Origin of the sequence: Wolbachia endosymbiont of Kerria lacca (assembly GCF_051602725.1) — a bacterium.
Lineage (GTDB): Bacteria > Pseudomonadota > Alphaproteobacteria > Rickettsiales > Anaplasmataceae > Wolbachia.
On the sequence record NZ_CP192272.1, the window covers coordinates 304385 to 317339 of the forward strand.

Consider the following 12955-nt stretch of genomic DNA (forward strand, 5'->3'; position numbering starts at 1 on the left):
ATAATATAAAGAAAAATATTTTCACTATCATATTTATTGTACATAAAAAATTAATAGCTCAATATACTTTTCATAAAATACTCCATCTCTAAAACTTGTCAATCCCTATTTAGAAGTTTTTTTGATAATCTTTAATGAAAGTTCTTAACGAATTAATACTGACTTAATAGTATATATTACTAAAAATTTAAATAAAACAACCATTCCCAACAACTAAAACCGGCTAGTGAGAGAAGAGTTCGTTTTGGGATGGATTGGTCTGTTGCTGGAACTCAAGAACTGCTGCAAAAGGAAAGCCCCAGTTTTCATAGTAATTATGATATTAAAAAATCACGTTTAAAAATACTTTATACAAGTGAGAAACACCTCTTTTTGTTTTTGCAGCAGGTTTCCATGTATCCCTCTTTAATTAAGAGACTGACTAGCTCCTTGAGTTTGTTCAGTGTTTGGGTGATGAAGATTGCTGTTTACACCCTCGTTTCCAATTGTCTCTACAAACGCCTGTAATTTTAGTTTAGGAGCGTACCTCTTTTCAACATTAAAGTCTACAAAGTAAAATAGTGTATTATTTCGGACTCCTACTCTTTCTTCTTTAAAGTCATTTTTGTGCACCTCAAAAAATCTCTCCATGCCAAAGAATTTCGCCTTTTGAAAATCATATCTATAATGTGTTGATAGAAAATCCACCAATGGTTTATTATTGTGCAGGAAAATTTCTTTTTTTACTTCATCAGCCTTATTAATTAAAATATGTGCATATTCTGGATATAGCTTTTTTAAATTCTCTTCATTATCAAATTCATTACGTACGTTTTCATTTTGCTCCCATATGCCAGCCATTTTATTAACGTCATTTTCCCTCAAAAAGTCATATAGTGACTTATTTCTTTCTTTAATCTTTTTAACTTCTTCTTCACAATTTTTAAGATGCTGTAAATAATTGTTATACCTCTCGGTTGAAGTGGTTATAAATTCATTTTTCTTTTGTAAATTTTCCTCACTTACATATAAGCCAGCAACTTCTAGTCTTGCTATGTGATTTAGTATAACCTCACAAATATCTGTAAAGCCTATTTCAGTAGCCCGATGCAAAGGAGTTTTTTTATTCTTATCTTTTGCATTAATATCTGCTCCTAAGTCTATTAGAACTTTTACTATCTCTGTATAACCCTTTACAGCAGCTATATGCAAAGGAGTTCGTTCATTCTTATCTTTTGCATTAATATCTGCTCCAGCTTCTATTAGAACTTTTACTGCCTTTGTAGAGGAATGTTCAGCAGCAGCATGCAAAGGAGTTCGTTCATTCTTATCTTTTGCATTAATATCTGCTCCAGCTTCTATCAATCTCACAATTTCCTTCATATTTAGTGTTCTAACAGCATCCAAAAGTTCTGTTGATTTCGTTTCTTCTAGTTGTGGCATAAATTATCTCTAAAAGTTTGCTTGACTTTTCTTTACTATTCCTAAATAAATTATTACTAATTTAGTATATCTTTTTGTTAAGAATTTAAACGATATATCTACTTTCAGCAGCCAAAATCAAGGGCTGTGAGAAGTGTTTTCTTTGGAATCGTATGGTCTACCACTTGTTCTACGCGAATTTATATCAATTTATTACTTTATTTCTCTGTTTTTTTGAAATTCCCCTCATAAAATTAAATAGCTTACTGTAAAATTATAGTCTTAAGTCCTTGTTTGCAGGTTGTACAGAGACGCTGTTAAATGAAGATATAGGTGACCTATGAGTTAAGTGAACTGTGCTTTTATCTTCAAATTGCAATGCTTCACTTATATTTTTTAATTTTCTTTTTTTAGGTAGTGTATGTTCATCAAATGTCTCTAGGTTTCTTTTATGTGATTGTGTTTTTAAGTCTGGAGCTAAGTGCATATCTTCAAGATAATAAATAATTTCTTCTGAGTTAGAATATACAATAACATAGTCCAAAGGACTCATATTTTTTTCATCTTGTCTATCTATACTAGCTCCTTTCTCTATAAGGTATTCAACAATATCTAACTGACCATGCATAACAGCAAAGTGCAAAGGACTCTCACCTTCTTTGCTACGTAGATTTATATTAGCTCTTTTCTCTACAAGATATTTCACAATATCCAATCTACCATATATAGCAGCAAAGTGCAAAGGACGCATGTTATTTTTATCCTTTATATTTATACTAGCTCCTTCCTCTACAAGGTATTTAATAATATCTAAGTGACCATATATAGCAGCAAAGTGCAAAGGACACATACTATCTTTGTTTAATGATTTTATTATAGCCCCTTGCGCTACAAGGTATTTAGCAATATCTAAGTGACCATATACGGCAGCAAAGTGCAAAGGATTCATACCTTTTGTGTTATTTAGATTTACATCACCCCCTTTCCTTACAAGATGCTGAACAGTACCTAAGTGACCATGTATGATAGCATAATCTAAAGAAGTAAAATTCTTTTCATCAATAGCATTAATAACTTTACTTAATTTATCAGGATATATTTTCTCTAATATCAGCTTAATAACCTTTTCATTACCATCTTTGGCTAGCAAATGTAAGATAGTACCTCCATCATAAATAGAATCAATAAATTCATTAACTAATCTACTATATTTACTTGCATGACTCCAAACAGACTTAACGTGATTTGGATTCGTAAGGCAAAATGATGTCATCATTTCTCTTAAAGTTTCTTCTTCTATTCCTGTTCGTTCTTTCTCTACTCTTACTGTTTTTTGTATCCCTTTATGAACTCTTGCTATTGACTCCTCTAGCTCAATCACTGAAAACTTATTGAGTAGATTAAGAGCATCCAAAACTTTTTGCTTACCTTTTTCTGATTTCTTCTGGAGGAAAATTTCTTCTATATCAATTTGATTGGGATCCAAGTAAGCCATATATGATACAATATCATGCGATTGCTGCCCAACATTTTTTTCTCTTCTTATTTTATTAAGGTTAAGCTTCAAAGTTGTAAATAATTCTTTGGTGATACCTAATGCTTCCAAAAGATCAGGATTTGATTTTTGTATTGCTTCATTATAGCGTTTTAGATATTCGCTAATACTAATCTTTTCTTGTTTTATATATGCTGCTCCTTGCACCAAAGCTAATGGTAGATAATTCAACGCTTCTGCTAACTCTACTAGATAGCGATTCTCTAATTTATCTTTCATCCCTAAGGCCCTTTCAATAAATGTTATAGCTTCTCCTAGAGAAAATCCATCATTCAACTGTGTCTTTTCTATTTCTTTTTCCCAATTCTTGCTACGAGAAGTAATTAAAACGTAAGGCTTTTCTCCATGAAAAAACAAATTAGGAAAATAGGATGGTAAAAATTTTTCGATCTCCTTATACTTACTGGTGTTATCAAAGATGAAAAGACTTTTTACGTCTCGAAAATACTGGTATACATCCTGGACAATAGATTCTATTTCTCAATCTCGAACAACATTAAAATCCATATCATTATCATTTTCTGTAGGAATTTCTAATTCTTTAGCTAAATTACGAAATGAATTGAAAAGAGTGTCATATGTTTTAGCATTTATCCATATAACTTTTGTCCAAATATTACTCTCCTTACTATATGCGTCGCTTCTAGCTAATTCACTTTTTCCTGTTCCATATTCTCCATTAATCAAGACCATTCGTGACAGTTCTACTTCTTGATTTTTACTATCTAACTTCTTTTTTAATTCGTCTAACATCACTTCTCTTTTTATAAAGAATTTTGGTAAATAGCCCAAATTAAAGGAAAATGTATTTTTACCTTCTTTTTCATGAAGTATTCGTAAATTTCTGATTTCTTCACGCAGTTCTTGTATATCCTTTTTTTTGCTGAATCGTTTTCATTGATCTCTTTTAATATACTACTAGCCAATCCTTTCTTTTTTTCCTCATCTAAAATACGCACATACTCTCTTTTTTTAGATGTTGCACTAAGTACATATTTTTGTTCTAACTCTTCCCAATTTTCTAATTCCCACGTAAAGGGAAGTCGATAGCCGTATTTTTCAGCAAAGTCATGCTCCTTCAATTGATAATACTTAATAATCTCACCCTCTGCTTTCTCTATTCCCACCTTTTCATATAACTCTGAAGTCATCAACATTTCACCACTTTGTTTATCTTTTACTTGATGTCCAGTACGTGTAGTAAACGGGTACTTTCTTTTTGATTTACCTAAAATAACACCTTTAGTTATGTGAAGATTGGGAAATTCTCCTTTCTCGTTGCAAGATGTAGTGTAATTTATTACTCTGGATACAGTATCCATTGCTAACTTCTCAATCCCCCTATTACAAGACAACTGATTAGTATCCACAATTTTAGTGAATTGCTTCTCAAAACTTTGAAAAATTTCCAAGCCAGCTTCTATTAAAATCTTTCTTAAGTTACCTTCTGAAGGCGCAACTATTGTAGAAAATATTTTTGCTTTTTTCCTATGTTGGTTTGTAGAAACAAAACTCACACACTCCATAACTTGAGAAGTACCTACTTTCTCCACACTTGGTGGAATATAATTACCCACAGTTGATACAACCTTAGCTACTACTTTACCTGTTTTACGTACTTTTGAACCTGGTTTTGCTTCTTTAGAACATTCAGATAGTTTTTCCTCGAATTCTTTAACAAAAGTCTTAACAAAAAAAGTTGCTTTTTTCACTATTTCATCACTTGTAATGCTTATACAGCTAAACATTTCTTCATCATCAGTCGATGTACTACTGCTGCCTATAGATGAAGATCTTGTTACTCTAGGGCTCTCCTGACTTCGTCCACACTGAAGTTCTTCACTAGATAATATATTTTCATAATCAACTATTGCTGATCCAGCATCTACATAATCCATTTGATTATCTGCTACTTGTTCTCCTTTATTTCCTTTACCTAACATAAAACCCCCTATATTTTAATATTCATACTTGATTATTTTACCGTAAATCTCTTTTCTGAAGATTGGTTTTAATATCTAATTCATTTGATTCTTATACAGCTGTACTAAACTGCTCTACAAATTTACTGTAGAAACCTTACGGTAATCCTAGGTAACTTTAATTGCTGAGTAACAGTGTGCTTTTCTTTTGACTTCTGACTAAATTAGATATATTCTTAAAAAATCGAGAATTGCTTTCTGAGTGATATACATAATACAATGCATCTGACTCACACCTCATGTTTTCATTACGTTAGACTGCATTGTAGCTAAAAAGATCTAGCAAAGCAAGAATTTTTTTGCATACTTTAGCATCTTATTTTAGTTTTTATTTTAAAACTAAAGCAGCTCAGTTTCATGTACTTTTACTTCTTTATCGACTGTTATTTTTCTTCTTCAATGCACCTGTGAGTAATGATAACGTGGCAGTTAAAGCTTGTAAAGCAATTTTTATATAGCAAGATTCAGCTATTTAATAAAAAGATCGTGGCTAGACCAAAAAATATAAGAGCTGAGAGAATATCAGTTGTTGCTGATGTTAAGATTGAAGACGAAACAGCAGGATCGGATCTTAAACGATGAAGCATTATAGGAATAAAAGTGCCGATAAATGTTGCAATGATCGACATTGCAATCATGGAAACTACGAAAATGATCTCTACTTTTAAACTATGGAACCTTATTGCTAATACTACGAGCGAAATTGTAGATAAAATCACTCCATTTATAAGACCTATTAAAAATTCTTTCATCAGTATTCTTTTTGCATTTTGCTCAGTTAGATATTTTGTTGCGATTGCCCGGATAGTTAGTGTTACTGTTTGGGATCCTGCATTTCCGCTCATCGATGCAATGATTGGCATAATTATTGGCAGTACTATAAAACTTTGTATTACGTTATCGAAAAAGCCAACTACTATAGAACATATTGTTGCAGCTAAGAGGTTAAACAGTAACCAAGGTAGTCTTTTAATTATAGTTTTATGTATAGGGGCATTTATATCAGATTTAGAAGATACACCGCTTATTTTAAGCACATCCTCTTCTGCTTCTTGTTGAACAATTTTGATTACATCTTCAATAAGGATTACACCTATAATTTTACCATTCTTATTTACTACTGGAGCTGATAATAGAGAGTAATCTTTAAATATTCTTGCTACTTCTTCTTGGTCCATTCCAGTTTTAATTATTTTTATATCTTGACTCATTATCTCTTTTATTATTGTTTCTCCTGAGTGAGATATTACCTTATTTAAGTTGAAAATGCCTATGGGTTCTAATTTTGAGTTAATGATGAAAATTTGATAAAATGTTTCTGGTATTTTTTTATAGTTGCGCAAGAATTCCATTAGCTGATTTATCGTCCAATAATATGGAGCTATAACCATATTTTTATGTATCAACCTTCCTGCACTTTCTTCTGGGTATGATAACAATTCCTCTACTAATTTTTGAGTTGCATTGGGTAAGTAGTTAAGTATATTTTCTATAGACTTTCTATCTAAATCTTTCACTATAGCTACTATGTCTTCTATATCAAGAAGCATTAGTAACTTTGCTGTATTTTCTATTCCCAATATTTCTATGATCTCTACTTGTAAATCTGGTACTACATGTACTAAGGCATCACTTAACAAATGTTGATCGAGGATATTAACTAATTTCTCCCTGTGATCATTGATCGAAGTAGATAAAAAATAAGCTAACTGAACGCTATCTATCGTTTTTACAATATTACGAACATTCTCTAATTCTTGATTATCGAGAGACTCTATTAAATCATCAATAGCCTTTTTGTCTAAACCATAATGAGAACTTGTTTTAATATTCATTACTTTACCTTATTTTTTTAATAAATATACACACTTGATTTTATTGAACATTCAAGTATAATAAAATTATTTTGAATTAACTATTATATGGTTAAATTTCTATTTTGTTTGCTGTTATTGTTAGTGATAATAAATATATTAAAGTCTAAAGTATAATGAAAACCCATCCAGAAATCCTTGAATACTTTCAAGGCTTAAATAAAAATATTTCTCTTATCAAGAGGTGTCTTTGACATAGAAAAATTGAAGTTGCGTCTTGAAGAGCTGGATTCTCAAGCGTCGAATGATAATCTGTGGCAAGATAATCAAAAAGCACAAGAGATTTTAAAAGAACGCTCTAAAATTAAGCATGAAATAGAATCGTTTTCAAAGCTAGAAAGCGATTACAACGATTCTATCAGCTTGATGAAATCTGCTATTGATGAGAATGATGAAGAATTTTTTTCTGAAGTTAAAGGTGAGTTAGTAAAGCTAGAGAAATTAATCAAACTTAAAGAGACAGAATCCTTATTTACTGGTGAAGCAGATAACAATAACTGCTTTTTAGAAATCCACTCAGGAGCCGGTGGAACAGAGAGCAATGATTGGACTGAGATGCTCATGCGCATGTATACAAGATGGGCAGAAATTTATCACAATTTTAAAGTTGAAGTTGTAGAAAAATTAGATGGTGATGCAGTTGGTATAAAATCTACAACAATAAAGATCATCGGAGAAAAAGCTTACGGGTGGGCAAAAAGCGAAAGTGGAGTTCATAGATTGGTTAGAATATCACCATTTGATGCAAATGGTAAACGTCATACCAGTTTTGCAAGTGTAGGAGTAACTCCAGTGATTGAAGATTCAATAGATATTGTTGTGGATGAAAAGGATTTAAAGATCGACACTTACCGTGCTTCTGGAGCAGGTGGTCAGCATGTCAATAAGACTGAAAGCGCGGTACGTATTACGCATATTCCAACAGGCGTTGTAGCTCAATGCCAAAATGGTCGTTCTCAACATAAAAATAAAGATGAAGCACTTAAACTACTTAAAGGACGTTTATATCAAATTGAATTGGAAAAAAAAGAACAGAAAATGGCCGAAGAATATGGCAAGAAATGCGATATAGGTTGGGGCAGTCAGATCAGATCGTATGTTATGCATCCATATCAAATGGTAAAGGATTTAAGGACTGGACATGAAGTTGGCAATATAAATTCCGTTTTTGATGGCAATATAGATTGTTTCATAGTTAGTGTATTGGAGTTAAAATGAGATTTATTAAAAAGCTAAGTTTTATGCTCTGCTAATAAGGGGAAAAGAAAACCACAATCTATTGAGAAAAATGGAACAATTTTGTGAATATATCTATTATCCAAGTAGCTGATGAAAATGGCAACTCGTTTCTTATGGGCACAAAAATGTAATATGAAGAGAAATCTTCGTACATTAAGTTGTAGCGGTTCTGTCGCATCTATAAATTGTGGTACAAGAAGATCGTTAAACTGGGATTATGGGAGTTATAGAGCAATTAGCATAGCAAAATTCTCAAAAGTAGAAACATTATCATTAGCCCCGATAATTTGTCTTTTTTGAATCATACGAATATTTTCTATGCCGGTAATGGTAATCTTTGCGGAGTGGAAGCTCTTAAAACCAAGCATTGGCTTTATTCGTTTTTTGATAAATCTATGATCTTGTTCGACAATATTATTTAGATATTTTATTTGAAAAACCATGATTCTACAATCTTCAGAAATTTCTGTATTCAAATCATCAAGAGCAGCAGTATTACTGCCGCTTTTATCAATTACTACTTTCTCAGGAAGGTTATTCTCTCTAAAGGCTTTACGAAAGAACGCAAGTGCCGCAGACTTGTCTCTACGAGCACACAACAGAAAGTCTACAGTATTACCAATAGTGCTCTGTATAGATAAACCCATTTGCCGTTTAATTTAACGTAGATCTCGTCCATTCTCCAGCTACTGCCAAGCTGCTTCTTCCTTTTCCTTACCGCTTCATCTATCAGTGGCACAAATCTGATAACCCACCTTTGTAACGTAGCATGATCAATTTTTGCTCCCCTTATACTCAGCATTTCTTCCAAATCTCGATAGCTCAAAGAGAATCTACATTTCATATATACAGATAACATTATTATCTCTGCTGAAAAGCTAAATCCTTTGAAATATGGCAATAATTTTGAACTAATACGAAACATCTTTGCTTTTTTTTTAGATGATCATATCACTTCTTTTCTACTTTCCTACAAATGTTACATACCAGGATTTATAGATGCGACAGAACCGTTGTAGCTGCGCAACGTCTGCCATTGATGATTATTTCACCTACTGTAACTGCTGCTAAAATAAAGCAGTAATAAACTTGTGTTAACAAAGAAATAGGTGAGACAGAAGCAATGCTACCTGCTAGCAGCAGCTGGGAACCATAAGGCAAAATGCCTTTTGTAACGCAAGCAAAAATGTCTAACAAGTATGCACTACGGTATGACGGAATATTATGCTTTTGCGCGAGCCTTTTTGCAATATCGCCACTTAATAAAATAGCAATGGTATTATTAGCAACTAAAACAGTAAACATAGATGCTATGCCCGCTATTACAAATTCAGCTTTAGTTTTTGTGATATTGCTTTCATCGATAAGTTTGTGTAATGCCTTTTGACCCTGCTTGTACATTATATGACTCAATCCGCCAATAAATAGAGCAAATATCACTATCTCGTTTACTTTTTTGAAACCGTCATATATGTCATGAGAGAGTTGAATGATAGTATAGTCAAAAAAAGCCATCCCTAATACACTAGCAACAATTATATTTATAGTTATTGTTACTAAAGTAGTAACTTCAAATAACCCCATGATTATTAAAGAAATATAAGGAATAATCTTTATTACTGATAAATAATCTAAATTTGATGTAGGAATAATTTTTGTACTATCTGCCATAATTGCCAGATAGACAAGCGTTATAATGCTGGCAACAAATGCTACTTTAGAATTCACTTTAAGTTTATCCTTTATCGTGGCCCCCTGTGAAGAAACAGATGCAATAGTAGTGTCAGATATCATTGAAAGATTATCACCAAATACGGCACCTCCAACTACAGTTGCAGTTCCTATTTCAAGACCAAAAGCCCCATTTTTTGCTAAGTTAACAGCTATTGGTACCATTAATACAACAACTCCCATAGACGTACCAATTGCAGTTGATATAAAAGCGGAAGCCAAAAATACTCCAGGCAGTAGTAATCTTGCTGGAAGGAATTTGAGAATTAAATCAGCAACAGTATCTGCACTACCAATTGATTGAGTCACCACAGAAAATGCTCCAGAAAATAGAAAAGTTAAACACATAGTAAGGGTGTTTTTATCGCCCATACCCTCGATGACAGTATCGATGTGACGTTGAATTTTACCTGCACTGCATGCAACAGCAAAAAATAGCGCCGGTAGTAGGCAAATTACCGGTGAAACTTGGCGAAGCGGATTATCAATTCCAATAAAGAAAAAATAGACACCACTTCCAAGGTATAAGATTAAAAAAATAACCAAAGGAAAAAAAGCTGTCATTTTACTGCCTTAAAAGCTATGATTATAATCAATTAAGTGATTTCAGGCAAGCTTGGTTTTCTGTAAGTTAATAACAGTCCTTTTAGACTCTCAAGTTACGCTATGGAAAATGCGTTGACTATTCTACCATAATATATAGCATCAAAAAATACTCTATAGTATGAGGTAAAGCCATGGTAATGACATACGAACAGTGGAACATAATATTAGGTGTAATTGATCAAGAGGTAAATTTAAGTGAAGACAATGTAATTGAAAGAATAAAAGAGCTATTAAAGGAAGTAAAGATACTAGGGCAAGCAGAAATATTAAGAATGTTAGAAGAGATATCGCATGGATTAGAAGTACCAAGCAAGATTCCAAGAGTACAAGAGACACAAGAGCCATTAAAAAAGAGACTAAAGGTGGTAAATGTACCGCAGACAAAAGAAGAAGCAAAAAAGATACTAAAGGAGTCAAGGGTATCAAATGCTCAACAGATGGTAAAAAGAATGCTAAAAAGGTTAGGTGTACAAGAGACATCAGAAGAATCAAAAGCAGTGGCGCTAGAGGATGTGCTAAATGCACGAAAGATCTCAGAAAAGGTACCAGTGATGCTAGATGTAGGAAAGATATTAGAGACACTAAAGGCACTAAAGAGAGCAAGTAAAAATGTGTATAGAGAGTGGGAGAAAAATAAGTTTGATGTAAATCATTGGTTTAAAGTAGATTGTTTGCATGAACGCTTTTCATACACGTTATTGTATTTAGCTATTGATTTTAAGCTGAACAATTTAATAAATGCTATGCTTAAAGTAAAAGGAATCGATATTAATGCACCAAGTCCGTTTTCCGAATGGACTGCTTTACATTGGGCTGTTGAAGATAGGAACACAGAAGTAGCACGCAAGCTAATAGAAAAAGGGGCAAATGTTAATCATTTGGATTCATCTCAACGAACTACTTTATATCAGCCAGCTGTAAATGGCGATATAGAAATAACAAAAATCTTAGTAAAAAATAATGCAGATGTTAATGCAGAGGATCTAGCGAGATTGACTGCTTTATATAAGGCTGCCGATAATGGCCATGAAGAAGTAGCAAAGTACTTAATGGAGAATGGAGCAGATGTTAAGAAGAATGGAGCGCTTAAACTTACTCCTTTACATATTGCTGTTGCAAATGTTGATGAAGCAATGGTGAATTGTATAATAAAAAATGATAAGAATATTGTTGAAAATATTGAGGTAGTAGATGTATTTGGATGGAGTCCTTTATATTGGGCTGCTGCAAAGAATAATACATTAATATTAGAGATCCTATTACAGGCCACATCACGATATAGAGCAAGTGTTGATATAGAGGATAAGTTAATTGGGCGATCTCCCTTACATATTGCTGCTACGAATGATAATGTGGAAGCAGTAGAGCTCTTAATAAACTATGAAGCAAATGTTAACCATAAGGATGCATGGGGATGGACTCCTTTTAATTGTGCTGCCGCAAAAGGCAATAGAAAAGTAATGAATTATCTAATAGCCCATGGAGCAAGTATTGAGACAAATGATCCACAGAAAATATTACTTTCTATTTGTCCATATAATTATCTAGAAGCAGTAACTACTATAACACAACTTGGAATATGGAAGGATGTGATGAAATTGATGGTAGCTGAGTTTTTACGTTGTGCTGCCGGACATGGTGATACACTAATGGTACATGCTCTATTAGAATCTGGAATAAATGCTAATGCACGTGACGATTTAGAATCAACTGCTTTACATAAAGCTGCCAAAGGTGGCCATGCGGAAGTAGTAAGGACCTTAATTTTATATGGAGCAAATGTTAATGCACAGAATAGCTCAGGGCAATCTCCTTTAGCTTATGCTTTCGAACATAGACACTGGATAGTAGTAATGACTTTACTATGTTATGGCGCAAGTACTTTATTGCCTGATCACTGTGGTGAAACTGTAAGAGATTTAGCTGAACATCAAGGCATAAGTAATCTTCTAGTGGAAGCAGAACAAAGAGCACTAGATATACTTACGCGGCTTAACTTAGAATCAAGTATACTCAGAAACAAAAAATTAATGACAGTGCAACACATAGAATCACATATGTTGAGAGAAATAGAATCACATAATCTATCTATCAGCTTTGAACGTATGATAAGAGATCAAGCTAATCAAATTGAACAATTACAGTATAACGCTAAACTTAATGAAAAAGGAGTAGCATTTATAACTGACCACATTAAATGTGTGCAGTTAGAGACTAACACTAAAGCGTGTTCAGCTGAAATGGATGGAGTAAAAGAACAAATATTACATAGTCCTTGCAGGTGGTCATATCGCACTAAAAATGTTAATGTAAGAAGAGTAACATCTTTAGCTAACGGCATTGAGTGTATGAAGTTAGGGCCTAACACTGAAGCGTGTCAAGGCCCTAGTACTAAAGAGCCTAATACTCACCTCTCTATGATCGAGAAACTATCATTGTTACCACTTTACTCAGCTGTAGGAAAATATGAAGCCGTTATAAATAGTTAAATAATCCTCTAAATTCCAGCACGTAGCACTCGATGCAAGTAGCTGAAACTGAGAAGTACATTAGGTATGTTAGATTTT

General features: G+C 32.9%; 8 protein-coding genes and 1 pseudogene. 2 read left to right on the top strand and 7 right to left on the bottom strand.

Annotation, left to right across the window (positions count from 1 at the left end; all coding sequences use genetic code 11):
• Positions 1 to 405: 405 nt before the first annotated feature.
• The 5 genes from ACQ4M0_RS01435 to mgtE all read right to left on the bottom strand — a co-directional run bounded on the left by ACQ4M0_RS01435 (position 406) and on the right by mgtE (position 6773).
• Positions 406 to 1422 (bottom strand): ankyrin repeat domain-containing protein, encoded by a 1017-nt coding sequence (locus ACQ4M0_RS01435; protein ID WP_230609100.1) that lies wholly within the window; start codon positions 1420 to 1422, stop codon positions 406 to 408.
• A gap of 253 nt (positions 1423 to 1675) precedes the next feature.
• Positions 1676 to 3313, bottom strand: coding sequence for an ankyrin repeat domain-containing protein (locus ACQ4M0_RS01440; protein ID WP_438456508.1), 1638 nt, complete (start codon positions 3311 to 3313; stop codon positions 1676 to 1678).
• A gap of 123 nt (positions 3314 to 3436) precedes the next feature.
• Positions 3437 to 3709: a hypothetical protein gene (locus ACQ4M0_RS01445; RefSeq protein ID WP_438456509.1), complete on the bottom strand. Its 273-nt coding sequence runs from the start codon at positions 3707 to 3709 to the stop codon at positions 3437 to 3439.
• 11 nt (positions 3710 to 3720) lie between these two features.
• Positions 3721 to 4899, bottom strand: a complete 1179-nt coding sequence (locus ACQ4M0_RS01450) for a hypothetical protein (RefSeq protein WP_438456510.1) — start codon at positions 4897 to 4899, stop codon at positions 3721 to 3723.
• A 503-nt stretch (positions 4900 to 5402) separates the two neighbouring features.
• The gene (gene mgtE, locus ACQ4M0_RS01455) at positions 5403 to 6773 is read right to left on the bottom strand and encodes a magnesium transporter (RefSeq protein WP_007302783.1); all 1371 of its coding nucleotides are present in this window, start codon (positions 6771 to 6773) and stop codon (positions 5403 to 5405) included.
• A gap of 155 nt (positions 6774 to 6928) precedes the next feature.
• Here mgtE and prfB point away from each other — a divergent pair.
• Positions 6929 to 8030, top strand: a protein-coding gene (gene prfB / locus ACQ4M0_RS01460; protein WP_438456511.1) for a peptide chain release factor 2 whose coding sequence is annotated in 2 segments (ribosomal slippage) — positions 6929 to 6991 and positions 6993 to 8030 — 1101 coding nt in all. Because the reading frame shifts where the segments join, the coding sequence is not laid out codon by codon here.
• A 245-nt stretch (positions 8031 to 8275) separates the two neighbouring features.
• Here the strand turns inward: prfB and ACQ4M0_RS01465 are convergent.
• Both ACQ4M0_RS01465 and ACQ4M0_RS01470 read right to left on the bottom strand, forming a co-directional pair.
• Positions 8276 to 8976: pseudogene (locus ACQ4M0_RS01465) on the bottom strand (IS6 family transposase).
• A gap of 68 nt (positions 8977 to 9044) precedes the next feature.
• Complete coding sequence (locus tag ACQ4M0_RS01470; protein ID WP_007302903.1) at positions 9045 to 10346, bottom strand: Na+/H+ antiporter NhaC family protein; 1302 nt, start codon at positions 10344 to 10346, stop codon at positions 9045 to 9047.
• A 173-nt stretch (positions 10347 to 10519) separates the two neighbouring features.
• Here ACQ4M0_RS01470 and ACQ4M0_RS01475 point away from each other — a divergent pair, with 173 nt between their 5' ends.
• The gene (locus ACQ4M0_RS01475) at positions 10520 to 12877 is read left to right on the top strand and encodes an ankyrin repeat domain-containing protein (RefSeq protein WP_438456512.1); all 2358 of its coding nucleotides are present in this window, start codon (positions 10520 to 10522) and stop codon (positions 12875 to 12877) included.
• Positions 12878 to 12955: the final 78 nt, after the last annotated feature.